This window comes from Haloechinothrix halophila YIM 93223 (genome assembly GCF_000504245.1).
Taxonomy (GTDB): domain Bacteria; phylum Actinomycetota; class Actinomycetes; order Mycobacteriales; family Pseudonocardiaceae; genus Haloechinothrix_A; species Haloechinothrix_A halophila.
Window position 1 is genome coordinate 1,692,566 of the sequence record NZ_KI632509.1, and the last position, 17,439, is coordinate 1,710,004.

Annotated in this window: 12 protein-coding genes and 1 pseudogene; 6 read left to right on the forward strand and 7 right to left on the reverse strand. The window is 64.8% G+C overall.

Features of this window, described 5'->3' with window-relative positions; translation table 11 throughout:
• Genes AMYHA_RS07820 through AMYHA_RS07840 form a run of 5 tightly spaced genes read right to left on the reverse strand, consistent with a single transcriptional unit; the run spans position 1 to position 6,372 of the window.
• Positions 1 to 2,289, reverse strand: a complete 2,289-nt coding sequence (locus tag AMYHA_RS07820) for a xanthine dehydrogenase family protein molybdopterin-binding subunit (RefSeq protein WP_034269491.1) — start codon at positions 2,287 to 2,289, stop codon at positions 1 to 3.
• Complete coding sequence (locus AMYHA_RS07825; RefSeq protein ID WP_034269494.1) at positions 2,286 to 2,759, reverse strand: (2Fe-2S)-binding protein; 474 nt, start codon at positions 2,757 to 2,759, stop codon at positions 2,286 to 2,288. Before AMYHA_RS07825 ends, AMYHA_RS07820 begins: the two co-directional genes overlap by 4 nt.
• 8 nt (positions 2,760 to 2,767) lie before the next feature.
• On the reverse strand, positions 2,768 to 3,631 hold the full coding sequence (locus AMYHA_RS07830) for an FAD binding domain-containing protein (protein ID WP_051399653.1): 864 nt from the start codon (positions 3,629 to 3,631) through the stop codon (positions 2,768 to 2,770).
• 26 nt (positions 3,632 to 3,657) lie between these two features.
• Entirely contained in the window at positions 3,658 to 4,767 is a 1,110-nt protein-coding gene (locus AMYHA_RS07835; RefSeq protein ID WP_034269497.1) for a DUF917 domain-containing protein, read from the reverse strand.
• Positions 4,768 to 4,818: 51 nt separating this feature from the next.
• Positions 4,819 to 6,372, reverse strand: a complete 1,554-nt coding sequence (locus AMYHA_RS07840; protein ID WP_034269500.1) for a hydantoinase/oxoprolinase family protein — start codon at positions 6,370 to 6,372, stop codon at positions 4,819 to 4,821.
• Between the two features lie 320 nt (positions 6,373 to 6,692).
• Between AMYHA_RS07840 and AMYHA_RS07850 the strand changes: the two genes are divergently transcribed.
• From AMYHA_RS07850 to AMYHA_RS07875, 6 genes and pseudogenes are all read left to right on the forward strand, one after another.
• Positions 6,693 to 8,396 carry a PucR family transcriptional regulator gene (locus AMYHA_RS07850; protein ID WP_084036933.1) on the forward strand — a complete coding sequence of 568 codons (1,704 nt, stop codon included), beginning with the start codon at positions 6,693 to 6,695 and terminating at the stop codon, positions 8,394 to 8,396.
• Between the two features lie 74 nt (positions 8,397 to 8,470).
• A pseudogene (locus AMYHA_RS07855) lies at positions 8,471 to 11,022 on the forward strand (bifunctional FO biosynthesis protein CofGH).
• Positions 11,022 to 12,044, forward strand: a complete 1,023-nt coding sequence (fgd, locus tag AMYHA_RS07860; RefSeq protein ID WP_034269509.1) for a glucose-6-phosphate dehydrogenase (coenzyme-F420) — start codon at positions 11,022 to 11,024, stop codon at positions 12,042 to 12,044. The pseudogene AMYHA_RS07855 and the gene fgd overlap by 1 nt, the downstream one beginning before the upstream one ends.
• 5 nt (positions 12,045 to 12,049) lie before the next feature.
• Positions 12,050 to 12,808 (forward strand): 6-phosphogluconolactonase, encoded by a 759-nt coding sequence (gene pgl, locus AMYHA_RS07865; protein ID WP_034269512.1) that lies wholly within the window; start codon positions 12,050 to 12,052, stop codon positions 12,806 to 12,808.
• A complete protein-coding gene (cofC, locus tag AMYHA_RS07870) occupies positions 12,798 to 13,472 on the forward strand; it encodes a 2-phospho-L-lactate guanylyltransferase (RefSeq protein ID WP_051399654.1) in 675 nt (224 codons plus the stop codon). Before pgl ends, cofC begins: the two co-directional genes overlap by 11 nt.
• 302 nt (positions 13,473 to 13,774) lie before the next feature.
• The gene (locus tag AMYHA_RS07875) at positions 13,775 to 15,121 is read left to right on the forward strand and encodes a coenzyme F420-0:L-glutamate ligase (protein WP_034269515.1); all 1,347 of its coding nucleotides are present in this window, start codon (positions 13,775 to 13,777) and stop codon (positions 15,119 to 15,121) included.
• Between the two features lie 18 nt (positions 15,122 to 15,139).
• Here the strand turns inward: AMYHA_RS07875 and AMYHA_RS07880 are convergent, their stop codons facing one another.
• Positions 15,140 to 16,462 (reverse strand): dihydrolipoamide acetyltransferase family protein, encoded by a 1,323-nt coding sequence (locus tag AMYHA_RS07880; protein WP_034269518.1) that lies wholly within the window; start codon positions 16,460 to 16,462, stop codon positions 15,140 to 15,142.
• A gap of 16 nt (positions 16,463 to 16,478) precedes the next feature.
• Entirely contained in the window at positions 16,479 to 17,435 is a 957-nt protein-coding gene (locus AMYHA_RS07885; RefSeq protein ID WP_407919879.1) for an alpha-ketoacid dehydrogenase subunit beta, read from the reverse strand.
• Between the last annotated feature and the right edge of the window lie 4 nt (positions 17,436 to 17,439).

Genomic DNA, 17,439 nt, shown 5'->3' on the forward strand with positions numbered 1-17,439 from the left:
CTACCCAGCTCGCTTGTCGTTGAGCGCGCGCAACACCGCGAAGGGAGTCAGCGGCAGCTCCTTGAGCGGCGCATCGATGGCGTCGGCGACCGCGCACGCGATCACCGCGGCGACCGGAACGATCGACGGTTCCGCGGCGCCCTTAGCGCCAAGTGGTCCGTAGGGGCAGGGATTCTCGAGAACAGCGATGTCGATCGGCGGCGCGTCGTTCGCGGTCGGCAGGCGGTAGGTCTCTAGGCCAGTGTCGAGCACGTCCCCGTTCTCCCCGATCCGCAGATTCTCGAACAGCGTGTAGCCAACGCCCTGTACCACACCACCCTGGATCTGCCCCTCGATCATCTGCGGGTTGATGGCGCGTCCGACGTCCTGTGCGACGACATAGCGTGACACGGTGACTTTCCCGGTATCCGGGTCGACCTCGACTTCGGCCAGGTGTGCGTGGTAGGTCGCCGCGGTGAAGGAGGTGAACAATGCCCCTGCCATGCAGCCAGAGTCGAACGGGATCGGCGGTGCGGCGAATGCGCCCGATGCGACGATCGGGCCTTGGCTGAACATCGCGGTTGCCACTACCGCGGGTAGCGGCAGCTGTTTGTCCGGTGCTCCCAGGACCCGAACGGACCCGTCGACGAGTTCCAGATCGGTGGTGGATGCCTCGAGCATGCCTGCCGCGACGTCGAGGATCTGATCACGCACCTTGAGCGCCGCATCCTGGGCGGCGTTGCCCATACCGAATGTGGTGCGGCTGCCTTGTGCGCCGTGGTCGTATCCGCCCGTGTCGGTGTCGGCCGTACTGACCTGCACGTCGTCGAACCGTAGACCCAGCTGGTCAGCGACGATTTGCCGGATTCCGGTGGCCACCGCGCCGGTACCGATCTCGGCGGCGGCGCAGGTGATCGTGGCAGTGCCGTCTTCCTCCATCTTGACACTCGCCCCTGATGGGCCTGGGTTGGTGATCCAGGTCAGCGGAACGACCGCGATGCCGCGGAGTGTGCCCTTCTCGGACTTCGGTCGCGCCCAGGGCCGCATGCGCTCGACCGTGGTCATGGCCTCCTCGAGGAAGGCATCCTCGAGTACCTGTCCGTTCACCATCTCATCGCCGGCGCGGATGAGATTGCGCATCCGCAATTCCCTGCGGTCGATGTCTAGCTCGCGGGCGATGTGGTCGAAATGCATCTCCTGCGCGTATACGCAGTACGGTGCGTTGACCCCTCGGAACGCCGCGGTCGGTGGTGTGTTGGTGTACGCGACTTGGCTGACGTACCGTGCGTTCGGGATGCGGTACGTACCGCCAAGGACGAGTGAGGCGACGTTCGAGCAGGCGATGGTCTCGCCGCTGCTGTTCGCCCCGTTGTCCGCGATGATGCGCCCTTCCTGAGCGAGGATGGTGCCGTCAGCCGCCACCGCCGTGCGGAGGCGCACGATCGCGTTCTCCCTCGGCCCGCAGGTCGCTTGTTCCTCGCTTCGCGTGTTGACGATCCGCACCGGTTTTCCGGTCTTGCGCGCCAGGATGCAGGCGAACGGCTCGAGCATCATGTCGAGCTTGCCGCCGAAGCCGCCGCCGATGGTCGGCACGATCACCCGCACGTCCGATGTGCGGGCGCCGAGTAGCTCGGCGACACGGCCGCGCACGTTGAACGGGAACTGGGTCGGTGTGTGCACCACGTACCGGCCGTGTTCGTAGCGCGCGACCGCGGCGTGCGGTTCAATGGACGTCTGATGTTGCCGCTGTGTCCGGAACTCATCCTCGACGATCAGGTGGGCGTCGGCGAACGCGGCATCGGCATCTCCCCGATCGATGCGGGCCTCCCACGCCAGGTTTCCATCGCGGGGGCCGGGAACCGCCGTTTCGTAGGATTCCCATTCCGGGTGAATCAGCCGGGTGCCCTCGGCCAACGACAGTTCCACGTCGAGCACGGGTTCGAGGGGATCCAGCACCACGTCGATCGCAGCCAATGCCGCATCGGCCTGCTCTGCCGTGTCGGCGGCGATCGCGGCCAGTGGTTCGCCGACGTAACGGATCACATCGCGCGCGAACAGCGATTGGTCCTTGAGCACGAAGAACATCCCGGAGAGCCCGGGGGCGTCGGCCGCGGTCGCGATGGCCCGTACGCCGGGCATCGACTCGGCTTTCGACGTGTCCAGTTCGACGATGCGTGCCGCGGGTACCGTTGACCTGAGCACTTTCGCTGTGAGGTGGCCCGGCTCGGTGTAGTCCATGCCGTAGATCGCGGTGCCCCGCACTTTGTCCGCGCCATCGGCACGCCGCACATTCGTTCCGACAACGGTCATCGCGGATCTCCGTTCGTCTCGGCGGCCGCCAGTGCCGCGTCCACAATCTTCTGGTAGCCGGTGCAGCGGCAGATGTTGCCCGTGAGTGCCGACCGCACGTCGCTGTCCTTCGGGTGGGCATGCTGTTCCAGCAGCGCCGTCAGCGTCATCACCACACCGGGAATGCAGGCGCCGCATTGCACACCGCCATGGGCGAGCAAGGCGTCCTGCACCGGGGTGAGCTGTTCGCTTCCCTGGGGCAACCCTTCTACGGTGAGCACATCGGAACCGTCCGCGTTGGCCACGGGATACAGGCAGGCGGCCGCCGGTGCACCGTCCACGAGGACGGTGCACGCTCCGCAGCGCCCTTCGCCACAACCAAGCTTGGCGCCCAACAACCCCAGCTCATCACGCAACACCGACAGCAGTGATGTGAGTCCCGCCGACTCGATCTCGACTGACTGCTCGTTCACGGTAAAGGAATAAGACATGGGCCCTCCTAGTCTGAGCCGGAGTCGATGCGCGCGATCGCACGCCGGATGAGGGTGGGGAGTACGGCGAGGCGATACCAGGCTGGAGCGTCGAGACCGTCGCGTGCGGTGAGCTCACCTGCTGCCTCGGCACCAGCGGCCTCGGTCGCCGCGGCATCGCCGATCCGATGGCCAATGAGCGCGTTGGCCGCGGACATGCACAGCTTCGCTACTGGCTCGACGCTTCCGACCGCGACGCGCGCATCGCGTACGACGTCGTTATCGATGTCGACCGAGACGGCGACGTTGACGATGGGATACTCTCCGGTCGCACGAACCGTCAGTCGTTCGAATGCCGAGGCCCTCCCCTCCGGGGTTGGCACCCGGACGCGGCTGATGATCTCCCCAGCGGGGCGCGCATCGCGTGTCGCGAGGTAGTCGCCGATGCCTTCCTCAGCGGTGCCATCCGGAGATGTCAGTCCTAGCCGCACCTGCGCCGCCAGCATCGCGGGCACGAGATCGGCTTCGGCGAATCCCACCGCGCGGATGTTGCCGCCCACCGTGGCGACGTTGCGTACCTGGGGAAATGCCGATCGCGCCGCTGCGTCGCGGATTCCCGAGAACGCGGGGCCCGCTTCGATAGTGCCCAGGTCGGAATGGGTGGCCATGGCACCGATATCGACCGAGTCGCCGACAGCGATGCCGGACAGCTCCGGAATCTGCTTCAGTGCGACGTACTGCCGTCGTACGGGGACGTCGCGGAGTGGCGCGCGCATGATCCACGTACCACCCGCGATCGCGTCCCCTTCGTCGCCGAGGTCGGCGAGCATAGCGGCAGCTTCCTGGATTGACGTCGCGATATGGACGTCGTTGTTCGCCACTGTGGTGGACACTCGCTACCTCCTCTTTCCGGGGCTGTTCATCGAACGACTGCCTCTGCCAGCTGTTCGAAAGGCACGAAGTTCTCGGTCAATCCGAAGGCTGCTGGCCCGAACGTCTCCAGCGCCTCAGGGGTGCGCATCATCTCCGGCGTTGAGATGGCGAATACCCGAACCCGTTGGCCGTAGCGCAGCGTCTCCGCGGTGATCGGTTCGCCGGTCTCCAGGTGCAGGATGGTGATGAGGTCAGGAACGAGCACGCGCGTTCGGTTGCCGATCCGCGCGACCAGGTATTCATTCTGAAAATCGACGGCGCAGTCCGCATCATCGTCAAAGCCGGCGATCCGGGCAGTGCCTCGGGTGAAGCCCTCGACGGTAGTGCGTTCGACGTCGACGATCTTTCCGGTGAAGATCACCTCGCCGTGGTGGTACAGCGTTTCGGAGAGCACATCGGACAGGGCCTCGACAGGATCGCGGTGTTGTTCGCGTGCTTCCCGGATCGTTCGTCCCAGCCGTAGTGCGAGCGAGAGCGTGCGGGGAATAGCGGTACGCCGTACGGCAGCTCCACTCATTCCGTATTCTGCTATGTACCCGACGCCGCCCATTTTGATGGTGAGCGCCCGCGCCCAGTTCTCCATCTTCTTGTTGTTCGCCGCTGTATCGACAATCGCGGTGTGCCCATGTTCGTCAGCGATCGCCAATGGTGAGCCGTTGACGCCATAAACAGCGAACGTCTCCATCTGTAGTTCCGGAAAGGCTCGCCCCATACCGTCAGCGTCGACGACTGGAATCCCGAGCTGAGCGGCCACGAACAGTGGGATCGTTGAGTTGATCCCGCCGGATTCGATTGGCATCGTCGCGGTAGCCGTGTGGCCGGTGTGACTCTCGAGCGCTCGTAGCGCGTCGACTGGTTCACTGCCACGCGGTAAGCGTTCGACGAGCACGCTCGGCGCACCCATCAGGGCAGTCGGTATGACGAAATCGTCGTCGGAGAGCTCGTCCGGGTCAATCACCGTGATCGTGCCGCGGTCGCGCAGTGCTTCAACCACCAAGGTGTGGCCGATCGCGGGGTCACCACCACCGCCGGTGCCCAGCAGTGCGGCGCCCCGTACGAGGTCGCCGAGATCGTCGATGGTGATATCGAAGGCCATGATGGGGTGTCCCTCCCGGACAAGTCAGTGTCAGTGGTGATGCGTGGGTAGTCACAGGTCGCGGAGTGTGAGGTCGCCGACGGCGCGCACACGGATGCGGGTCGCGTTGCCGGGCAGGTAGGCGATGGGCACTTCTTCGACGTCGACGATCTCGACGCTCGCGGGCTCGGCACCTGCCGCGACGGCACGGTCAACCGCTTCCTGCTTGGCTGTGTCGAGTACGTCGTCCCGTTTTCCTGGTGCGACCGCGAAGATGCGATCGACCTCGCCGCCGATCTGCGCGATGGCGGCCCCAATGGCGTTCGCCACCGCGAAGTGGTCCGGGCGCAGCACTTTCGCCGCACCGTCGAGTTCATCGGGGAGCAGGATGCTTCCACCGCCGACGAGCGCTACGGGAAGCGGCGTCGGACTGGTTCGCATTCGATCGACCACTTCGGCGACCTTTGCCGCCATGTGGTCAAGACCGGCCCTGACCTGCGTGGGGTCGAGCTTCGCGACGAGCGCGGGGTCACCGACCTCGGCTTGACCGGACGCGACAGCGAGATCGGTCGCCGTGAGGGTGTGACCACCGAAAACGTACGCCTCATCACGCAGCCGGTAGCCGACGCTGTCCGGGCCAACGGTGACGTCGTCGTTATGTACGCGGACCCGGCTGCCACCGCCGATCCCGACCGAAAGTACATCGGGCATGCGAAAGTTCGTACGAACGCCGCCAACGTTGACCTCAGCGGTCGCCTCCCGTGGGAAACCGGACTGCAGAATTCCCACGTCGCTTGTCGTGCCGCCCACGTCAACGACCGCGCAGGTTTCCAGACCTGATAAGAACGCCGCGCCGCGCATGGAGTTCGTCGGACCTGAGGCGAACGTCGCGACCGGGTACTCCCTGGCGTAGTCGACGTCCATCAGTGTTCCGTCGTTCTGGCTCAGGTACAGGGGAGCGGCGAAGCCTGCCTCCCGCAGCGTCGCGGCGAGCCCGATGCAGACCTGCTCAGCCAGTTCGCGCAGGCACGCATTGATAATCGTCGCGTTCTCTCGTTCCAGCAGGCCCATACGCCCGATTTCGTGCGACATGCTGACGTGTACACCGGGAACCTGTTCGAGGACGAGGGACGCGACCTCCTGTTCCAGCTCCGCATTGACGGGACTGAACACCGATGAAATGGCGACGGATCGGATACCGCGCGTGTGGATATCCTCGATAACCCGAAGGAGCTCGGAACGGTCCAACGGCGATATCAGCCGACCATCGAACTCGTGTCCACCATGGCAGAGGTAGCCCTGGCCATTGATCGCCTTGATCAACCGATCAGGCCAACCCACCAAGGGCGGTAACGACGCCGTCGCGGGCAGGCCTAACCGCAGGGCCGCCGTGGGGGACAGCCGGTCGGCTTCGACGATCGCGTTGATGAAGTGGGTAGTTCCGATCATCACGGCTTTGATCGCGGCGGGCTCGAAGGGCCTTGCGTGCCGCAACTGGTCGATCGCATTGACGATTCCGCTGGTGACGTCGGCGCTTGTCGCCGTCTTCGTTTCGGCGAGAACGGAATTTCCATCCAGAAGCACGGCGTCTGTGTTGGTTCCACCGACATCAATGCCAATGCGCATATACGTCACCTCGTGTGTTCTCGTCACGGCTCCGAGCCGAGGCGGGTGCATCTCGGACGTCCTCGGAGCCCGCTCGCCTTGAACATTAGGAGTCGTCGGTCGTGGGCGTCATTGTCAGATCGCTCAATGACACCGATGTGGTTAGTGCAGAGTGCTGCGGCTGAAGAGCGTGGTCGCAGGCGCAGGATGCGCATCGCCGGGAAGTAGCTAGGTGCACAATACAGACTTTTCTGGTCAGCACCTTGCCCAATGACGGGAGATTGGCGGCCTGCCTAGCGTGACCGCAACCATGCAGAGTTCTTGGTCTCGGAGGTCCTCTCATGACCGTCGCTATGGAGCAACACCTTGCGGTCACCCATGACCGTCCGCGTCTTGCTGTGCTCGTCGATCACAGTGACGGGGATGCCGCTGGGCGTGATGTGAACGAGCGGCGGCATCGGTCCAGGAATGATCCCGACCCCGGTGTCACGCTTGGCGAGGTCGTCGCGACGGTGGGTAGTCAGGCGCTCGAGGTGGTTTCGGCCCCGCAGGGAGTGGGTGTCCCCGTAGCTCGGACGGTGATCTGGGATCCCGACGGTGAGGTTGAGGTCGGGCCGGGAGACGTCGTACTCGCGGTCGGTGTCTGCCCGACGTCCCCCGCGTTTGTCGACCTGCTCGACCGGTCCGCTCGATGCGGTGCCGCGGCGGTTGTCGTGAAGAACCCTTCTGGCCAGACGTGGCGGCGCCATGGGTTCCTGCACTGGAACATCGCCGTACTGGGTGCATCACGGAGCGTGACATGGGATTGGCTGCACGGTGTCATGCGGACGGCGACATCGCCGCATGCCGGGGCCGACGGCCCCGACAGCCACGGAGACCTTTTCGCGCTGGCCGATGCCGCGGCCATGAGTCTTGGTGGCCCGGTCGAGATTGACGACCGCGGCTTGCGGGTGCTCGCCTTCGCCAGCTCGGGCTACGAGCTCGATGACCTGCGCAAGTCGAGCATCCTCAACCGTGAGACACCCGCGGAAGCGAGCGAGTGGTTGCGTTCGACGGGCGTCATGCAGCGCTTGCGCGAGTCCTACCACCCGATCCACGTATGTCCGCCGAGCTCCAAGCCGCGGCTGGTGGCGCCGATCCGGGTCGGGGTCGAGATCCTCGGATACGTCTGGGTCGCAGAGAATGCCGAGTCTTTCCGGCCGGAACAAGAGGCTGAGCTCGAAGGCATCGCGCGTGCGGCTGCCGGAGTACTGCTTCGGCAGCGCGTGTGCACGACGGATATCGATGCTCGCGTACGCGAGTCATTCCTGCGTGCTGTGCTCGACGGACGTGAGGCGCCAGCAGGAATGGCCGCGGCAGCGGGATTGGATAGTGCGGGACCGATCCGTCTTGTCTCCTGCACGTTGGCCGAGGGAGAAACCGCCGAACCAACTGATCTGGTGTACTTACGCAACGTTGTAGGACTGCGCGTAGCCGCGCTGACCACCGGCGCGACCGTGATTGCCATCGGTGACAGGACCTACCTGGTAGCGCCGTGCCGAGACGTATCCGTGGCCGCCGCCAAGCAACTCGCGCACGACCTCATTACGCGGGTGGCGAACCAACTTCATCTCGATATCGTTGTCGCGATTGGCGAGGAAATCGACCTCACTGGCTTGCTGGCATCGCGGCGTGCTCTCGATCGGGTTCTCGACCTGACCGCTGCTGGGCAGGGTCCACAGATCGCCACCGAGGCCGATCTGCAGTCTCACACCGTTTTGGCCGAGCTCAGGGAAGTCCTGCACCAACGTCCGCACCTGATGCGCGGCAGGCTCTCGATGCTCAAGGAAAGCGACCGCACCCAGAACACCGAGTACATCGCTACATTGCGGGCCTATTTCGAGGCATCGTGCGACCGTGCGCGAGCAGCCCAGCTGTTGTTCGTGCATCGCAACACACTTCGTTACCGGTTGTGCCGCATCCAAGACATGTGCGGTCTCGATCTCGAGGATCCAGTGGAACGGCTGGTCACCGAGCTGCAGCTGCGCCTAGGCATGACGTCGTGATTCGGAGGGACGTAAGCATGGTGAGCGAGTACAACGGTCGGCGACCCGCCAGTAAGGCCGTGCCGTCGGCAGCGATGCGACAGGCGCTGCGTCGCGCCGACAACGGCTCCGTGTTGAGCCAGGACGAAGCGACCGTGTTGCTGCGGGCCAAGGGTGCTGACTTGTCCCGTCTGTGTGCCGCGGCGGGGCGGGCACGCGACGCGGGATTGTCCGCGGCGGGCAGAGCGGGCGTCGTGACGTACTCGCCGAACGTCTTTATCCCGCTTACTCGTCTTTGTCGCGACCGTTGCCACTACTGCACGTTCGCGACAGTTCCGCACCGGCTGGCCGCCGAAGGCCAGGAGCCGTTCTTGCCACCGGATGAGGTCATCGCGATCGCTCGTCGTGGTGCCGAGCTCGGCTGCAAGGAAGCGTTGTTCACACTCGGTGATCGGCCTGAGGACCGCTGGTCCGCGGCCGCGGACTGGCTCGCGTCTCGCGGCTTCGCCTCAACAGTGGATTACGTGCGAGCCATGAGTATCCGAGTGTTGGAGGAAACTGGCCTGCTGCCGCACCTGAACCCCGGTGTGCTCACCTGGAGCGAGTTGCAGCGGCTCAAGCCCGTCTCGGCATCGATGGGCATGATGCTCGAGACAACCTCGACACGACTCTGGTCAGAGCCGGGTGGATGTCACCACGGATCTCCGGACAAGGAACCCACAGTGCGACTGCGCGTACTCGACGACGCGGGCAGTCACGCTATCCCGTTCACCACAGGCATCCTCGTTGGTATCGGGGAGACGATCAACGAGCGCGCGGAGGCGCTGTTCGAGCTGCGTCGGATTGCCCGCCATTCCGGCCATGTGCAAGAAGTCATTGTGCAGAACTTTCGTGCCAAGCCGGACACCGCGATGCGGAAATCACCCGACGCCGATTTCGAGGAGTATCTGGCGGCTATCGCTGTCGCCCGACTCGTTCTCGGACCCAAGGTCCGCATCCAGGCCCCGCCGAACCTGTCGCAGCCCGATCAGCTCGCCGAGCTGCTGGCGGCGGGTGTCGACGACTGGGGTGGTGTATCACCGGTGACGCAGGACCATGTGAACCCTGAACGACCGTGGCCCCATCGCGACGAGCTCGCCAGGCGCACCGCTGACGCGGGCTACACGCTCCGCGAGCGGCTCACGGTGCACCCCGAGTACGTGCTGCGCCAAGAACCTTGGCTGGACCCGAGGATCTCGACACACGTGACCGCGCTGGCCGAGCCAGCCAGCGGGCTCGCCAGAACTGGCTCGACGCCGACGGGACTGCCGTGGCAGGAACCAGATGGTGGATGGGAATCGGCAGGCAGGACGGATCTGCACACCGCGATCGATGTATCGGGACGATCTGCGGACCGGCGGGCCGACTTCGACGAGGTATACGGTGACTGGACGGAGACGGGGAAGCTGGCGCGGCACGCCGCGGCCCAGTATCCGACTGGCTCACTCCAGCGGGCGGACCCGGAGATCACCGCCGCGCTGCGGGCGGCAGAGCGAAACCCGGCAGCACTCACTGATGCTGAGGCCATCGCCCTGACTGCGTGTGACGGAAGCCAGCTCGAAGCGTTGTGCGGGATCGCGGACGACCTGCGGAAGCAGGTGGTTGGCGACGACGTGACCTACGTGATCAACCGGAACATCAACTTCACCAACGTCTGCTACACCGGTTGCCGGTTCTGCGCGTTCGCCCAGCGCCGCAACGACGCCGACGCCTTCACCCTGTCGGTTGAGGAGGTCGGCCACCGGGCGGAGGAGGCATGGGCCGAGGGCGCGACCGAGGTCTGCATGCAAGGCGGTATCCATCCTGACTTACCCGGTACCGCCTACTTTGACCTCGCCGCGGAGATCAGGAGACGAGTGCCCTCGCTGCACATTCACGCGTTCTCCCCCATGGAAGTGGTCAATGGGGCCAGCCGGACCGGAATGTCCATCCGGGACTGGTTGCATGCCGCGAAAGAGTCCGGTGTCGACTCGATACCCGGTACGGCGGCGGAGATCCTCGATGAGGACGTGCGCCGGGTACTCACCAAGGGAAAACTGCCCGCCGATCTGTGGATCGAGGTCATTACCACGGCGCACGAGGTCGGACTCCGATCCAGCTCCACGATGATGTACGGGCATATCGACACGCCGGCTCACTGGGTGGGTCACCTGCGACGGCTCGCCGGCATCCAAGCGCGGACTGGTGGGTTCACCGAGTTCGTCGCACTGCCGTTCGTGCATCACAACGCCCCGCTCTACCTGGCTGGAATCGCGAGGCCCGGTCCGACCATGCGGGAGAACCGCATCGTGCACGCGCTCGCGCGCATCCTGTTGCATGGCTTGGTTCCCAACATCCAGTGCTCCTGGGTCAAGCTGGTGTCGAGGGGACGCAGACCATGCTTCGCGGTGGTGCCAACGATCTTGGCGGAACCTTGATGGAGGAAACGATCTCCCGGATGGCCGGATCGGAGCATGGTTCGCACAAGAACGCACATGAGCTTGCCGGCATCGCCGCCGGCATAGGACGTCCTGCGCGGCAGCGCACGACAATGTACGAACGAGTCCCACCGCGTCAGGGCGACCGGCAGGGTGAGGCTGTGATCTCGATGAATTCTGGTGATGAGTGATGGTTTTGCGGCTTGGCTATAAGGCGTCGGCGGAGCAGTTCGCGCCGCGGGAGCTGGTGGAGTATGCGGTGCTGGCCGAGGAAGTCGGGTTGGACAGTGTCTGGGTCAGTGACCATTTCCAGCCATGGCGGGACAAGGGTGGTCATGCGCCATTCTCGTTGGCGTGGCTGGCGGCGGTGGGGGAGCGCACGTCTCGAGTCGCTCTTGGTACGAGTGTGCTGACAGCGACGTTCCGTTATAACCCCGCGGTGCTGGCGCAGGCGTTCGGGACGCTCGGGTGCTTGTATCCGGGTCGGATCATGCTCGGTGTTGGTAGTGGTGAGGCGTTGAATGAAGTCGCTGTCGCCAGAATCGAGTGGCCCGGATTCAAAGAGCGGTTAGCGCGACTCCGCGAAGCGATCGAGCTCATGCGTCGGTTGTGGAGCGAGAAGCGGGTGAGTTTCGAAGGGGAGTACTTCCAGACGCTGGACGCGACCGTCTACGACCGGCCCGACGGCGGGGTGCCGATCTATCTGGCGGCGGGAGGCCCGGTGATGGCGCGTTACGTGGGGGAACAGGCCGACGGGTTCATCTGCACCAGCGGCAAGGGTATGGAACTGTATACCGAGAAACTACTGCCCGCGGTGGCGGAGGGCGCTGGACGAAGCGGCCGAACGGTTGCCGACCTCGACAAGATGCTGGAGATCAAACTCTCGTTCGACCCGGATCACGCCCAGGCGATGGAAGACACGCGGTTCTGGGCTCCGCTGTCGCTGACGCCGGAGCAGAAAGCAGGCATCGAGGACCCGGCTGAGATGGAACGCGCGGCCGACGACCTGCCTATCGAGCAGGTGGCGCGACGCTGGATCGTTGCCTCTGACCCGCAGGACGCGCTCTCGCAGATCAAGCAGTACGTCGACGTGGGGTTCAATCATCTGGTGTTCCACGGGCCCGGTCACGACCAGGAACGCTTCCTGCGCAATTTCGCTGACCACCTCCTGCCGGAACTCCGAGCCTGGGGCTCGGAGGTGCACACGGGATGAGTGGGATGCTCGACGACTATGCCGGCGCCGCATCCACACCCGACGTCGCGGTCCACGAGACGGCTGCGGAGCTGTGCGATGCGGTGGCCAGGAACCTGGTTGACGAGTTGGCGGCCGCGCAAGCCCGCAACGGGCTCGCGTCAGTGGTATTGACCGGGGGCCGCACCGGGATCGCGGTACTCGAACGCGTGCGGGCTAATCCTCGAATCCGGAATGTCGATTGGTCGGCGGTGCGAATCTTCTGGAGCGACGAGCGCTTCGTTCCGGCCGGGCATCCCGATCGCAACGAGGCGCAGGCACGCGATGCTTTGCTCGATCATGTGCCCGTCGATCCTCGCCTGGTGTATCCCATGGGTGCGTCAGACGATCCATACGGTACCGACAGTGCGACCGCGGCAGCCGCCTACAGCGACCTGTTGCGACGGATGGAGCGGCCGGACTGTCCGCTGTTCGACGTCTGCCTGCTCGGGGTGGGAGAGGATGGTCATGTGGCGTCCCTGTTCCCCGGGCATCCTGCCTCGGAGGAGCCGCTGCTGGCAGCCGTTTCCGTGCGCGACAGCCCCAAACCACCGAGTGAACGGATCTCCCTCACTCTAGGCACGATCCGCTCTTCGGCCGAGGTGTGGCTTGTCACCACCGGCGCCGCGAAAACCGCAGCGGTAGCGGATGCCTTCCGTGGCAACACCGACTTTCCCGCATCTAGGGCCGTCGGTATCGAGCGCACGATATGGCACCTGGACCGGGAGGCGGCCGGTGGACTATGAGGAGTGGGTAGTCGTTGTCCCTGTAAAGGGCTGGTCGACCGCGAAGTCGCGGATGGGCGGACTGTCGCGTGATGACCGGCGGGAGTTGGCCCTCGCAATGGCCAGCGATACCATCCGCGCGGTCACTGACACTCCCGGGATCCGGTCGTGCCTGGTAGTGGGTCCCAGTGAGGTACTGCGTGATCTCGGCTGCCACAACGGGGACGACTCGCTGCGGGGTCTCGTCGAGACCACTCTTGTCGGCCAGGTTGACGCTCTGAACCTCGCCCTGCGACGTGGCCGTGACGTGGCGGTCGCGTCCGGTTGGCGGCAGGTAGCGATGGTGGTCGCGGACCTGCCCTGGATCAGTGCCGGGGCCTTGAGGGAGTTTCTTCAACTGGTGCCCGAGACCGCTCCTGGCTTCATACCGGACAGCTCGGGCACGGGAACCAACCTGCTGGCTTCGCGTCGGGGTGCTCAGCTGGTGCCCCGATTCGGTGGATACTCCGCGTCCCGTCACCGGTCGGCGGGAGCGGCGGATCTCTCCTCGCAGTGCGACGCGAGGCTGCGGGTTGACCTCGATACGGAAGCGCACTTAGCGGTTGCTCGCACACTGGCTGGACCCGCGCTGTCCCGGTGGTTCGCGGGACAGGGCAGCAACAAGGCCATATCAGAGTGTGGCTAGTGGCCTGGCCACCGGAAACGGACCCGCTTGGCGTCAGTCATGGGTTTCCTGACGTGGCGGAGAAAGCGGACTGACAAGCTCAGTCATGAAGATTCGGCGAAGTGAACAAAGCCTTCGTGACGCTGGGAACCATATAGTTGAGGCAATGCTCGCTCGTCAGTATGTCAGGGCGTGAAATCGGGCGTTATCGCGAGGTTCGGAGGTACGTACATGTCCCCTCGACTCAGCGGGTCCGTACGACGAGTGCGCTTGTGCGGCTGCCGTGCTGACCTGCTCAACGTAGCCACTTCGACCGAGGCATGATGAGTACGCCCAGAGTTCACAGCGCGCCGGCCATGGAGGTCATGGCGGTGCGCGGGCTGCCGGAGTTCGAGCCCGGTGATGACCTCGCGTCGGTGATCGCCGAACAGGCACCGTGGCTGCGATCAGGTGATGTCGTCGTCGTCACCAGCAAAGTCGTGTCCAAAGTTGAGGGACGTCTGGTCGAGGTCCCGAGCGACCAGGATGAACGCGCCACCGCGTGGGCTGAGCTGGTGGACGCCGAGTCGCGCCGCACCGTCGCCCATACTGATCGCGCCCCGATCACCGAAAGTCGGCTGGGCATCGTCCAGGCCGCTTCGGGAGTCGATGCGTCCAATGTGAGCGCGGGCGTGGTAGCGCTGCTGCCGGTAGACCCAGACGCGTCCGCGGCCGCGCTGCGAGTGCGACTGCGCGAGCGGCTCGACGTGGACGTCGCCGTGGTGATCACAGACACCATGGGGCGCCCGTGGCGGTTAGGGCAGACTGACGTGGCCATCGGGGCGAGCGGTCTGTCTGTGTTGTGTTCCTATGTCGGTACCCGAGATGCGCACGGCAATGAGCTCGCCGTAACCGAAATCGCTGTGGCCGATGAGATCGCCGGCGCCGCCGACCTCGTCAAGGGGAAACTCACCGGAGTACCGGTGGCCGTCGTGCGTGGCCTGGACGTCAGCGAGGATGGCTCGCGTGCTCGCGATCTCATCCGGCCCGTCGACGAAGACTTGTTCCAGCTCGGAACGGCAGAGGCCGTCGAACGCGGTCGTCGTGAAGCCGTGCTGCTCCGCAGATCGATTCGCGAGTTTTCCGATGATGTGGTCGACGCTGAGATCATCCGGGATGCCATTGGTACCGCGCTGACGGCGCCCGCGCCGCACCACACCGCACCGATACGATTCGTCTGGGTGCGCAGTCCAGTGCGTCGCAAGGAACTTCTTGAGTCGATGCGGCAGGCTTGGCGTAGCGATCTCGCTGCTGACGGTTTGTCTCCCGAACGGATCGAGAAACGGCTGGCGCGCGGTGACTTGCTCTTCCGTGCTCCTGAGCTGGTCCTGCCTTTCCTCGTCGCGAACGGTGCTCACACCTATTCGGACGCTCGCCGAACCGGCTGCGAGCACACCATGTTCACTGTCGCTGGTGGAGCCGCCGTGCAGGCCCTGCTTGTCGCGCTTGCCGCGGAGGGGATGGGCTCCTGCTGGGTAGGTTCCACGATCTTCGCCCCGGACGTGGTGCGAAACGTACTCAGCCTTCCCGCCGACTGGGAGCCGCTGGGTGCGATCGCCATCGGCCACCCAACTACTCCGCTTACACCTCGAGATCCTAGGGACACCGAGAGTGGTCTTGTCGAGCTCTAGAACGAGCCGACCGCCGCGTCAGAGGAACGCGAGGCCGGGATCCTCGAGGAGCGCGGCGGTGTCGGCGAGCAGCTGAGATCCTTGCTGTCCATCGATGATTCGGTGATCGAATGACAGCGAGAGCTGCGTGACCCAGCGTGGCTCGATCCGCTCCGATTCGCCGTCCGACACGACCCACGGCATGCGCCGTACGGCTCCGCATGCCAGGATCGCGGCCTCGCCCGGGTTCAGGATCGGGGTTCCGCTGTCCACACCGAAGACGCCGATGTTACTGACGGTGATCGTACCGTGTGACATGTCCTCGAGGGTGCTCGAACCCGCGCGTGCGGTGGCAGCGAGCCCTGTGATCGACTCGGCCAGGTCACGCAGCGAAAGGCGCTCGGCGTTCTTGATGTTCGGCACCATGAGACCGCGGTCGGTGGCGGTCGCGATACCCAGGTTGACGTAGTGCTTCACGACGATCTCGCGAGCCTGTTCGTCCCACGTCGCGTTGGCTTCTGGTGTGTTCCGTAGCGCGAGCAAGAGCGCACGCGCAACGAACACTAGAGGTGTTACTCGCACCTCGCGAAATTCTCGGCGAGCGGAGATGGCCGTGCGCAACCGCATGGTGGCCGTGATGTCGACCATGACGAACTCGGTCACGTGTGGTGCGGTGAACGCGGACGAGACCATCGCCTCGGCAGTGTGCTTGCGAATCCCCTTGATCGGGATCCTGCGCTCGGCGGCGTGCTCTGGCTCAGTGACGGGCCGCGTTTCGGCAGCGGTCGTCGCTCGACGGACATCGTCACGGGTCACTGTGCCGTGTGGACCTGTAGGGCTGATCGTCGTCAGGTCGACGCCGAGTTCCTTGGCCAACTTGCGGACAGGCGGTTTGGCTGCCGGACGCGTCGTGCCCGATGTAGTGGGAGCAGCGGACGGCGTCGAGTCGGCGGCGTCCGCCACATCGCGCGACGGGGGCCCCGCTAGGGACAGCTCGGAGGTTCGTGCCGCTGGCCGGGGTCCGTATCCGACAAGGAGCTCGGCTTGCTCGGCGTCGTCCTCGACCGCTGGGGCCGCATCGCCATTGAGCTCCTGCTGGCTCCCGGGAGACGCATCCGGAGCGGAGTCGATGGTGATCAGCGGCTTGCCGACTTCGACGGTGTCTCCCTCGGCGGCGTGCAGGGTGACAACCGTACCCGCGAACGGGGAGGGGAGCTCTACCATGGCCTTGGCCGTCTCGACCTCGACCAGCGTTTGATTTATCTCGACGATGTCCCCGGGTTGTACTGACCAGCGCGAGATATCGGCCTCGGTCAGTCCTTCACCGACGTCGGGCAGGCGGAAGTCTTGGGGATTGGACACGGTGGCGTGGCCCTCTCTAGTAACGGAAGCTGCGATCGGTGGCCGACAGGATTCGCTCGACGTTGGGCAGCCAGTCATGTTCAAGCCGGCTCGGCGGATAGGGCGTGTCGTATCCGGTGATTCTGAGCACGGGGGCTTCCAGGAAGTAGAAGGCTTCGTGCTGGATCCGAGCGGTGATCTCCGCTCCCATCCCGTGGGAAAGCGAGGCTTCGTGTATCACGAGTGCTCGACCGGTGCGGCGGACGGAATCGACCACGGTCTCCGTGTCGACGGGCGACAGGCTGCGTAGGTCGATGACTTCGACGCTGTGTCCCTGAGCCTCAGCTGCCTCGGCCGCCTGTAGCGTGGTGTCAACGGTGGGTCCGTACGCGATGAAGGTGATGTCGTTGCCTGATCGGACGATGCGGGCCTTGTCGAGTGCCAGATCTGGTGCATCGGTCACGTCGCCTTTGGCCCAGTAGCGACGTTTCGGTTCGAGAAAGATGGTCGGGTCATCGGAGGCGATAGCTTGGCGGATCATCGTATGGGCGTCTTGTGGCGTTGAGCAGGTCACGACCTTCAAGCCCGCGGTGTGTGCGAAGTACGTCTCTGGGGACTCCGAGTGGTGCTCGATCGATCCGATGCCGCCCCCAAAGGGAATGCGGATGACCACCGGAAGGCACACAGCCCCGGCGGAACGGTGTCGAATCTTCGCGAGCTGGGTGATGATCTGGTTTACCGCGGGATAGACGAAGCCATCGAACTGGATCTCACAGACCGGCCGGTAGCCGCGCATGGCAAGGCCGATCGCGGAGCCGACGATGCCGGCTTCGCCGAGCGGGCTGTCGACGACGCGATCCTCGCCGAAGTCCTTCTGTAGCCCGTCGGTGGTTCGAAAGACGCCGCCCAGCCTGCCGATGTCCTCGCCGATCAGTAATACCCGCCGATCGGATTCGAGCGCGCGACGCATTCCATCGTTGAGCGCTTTGACCATTGAC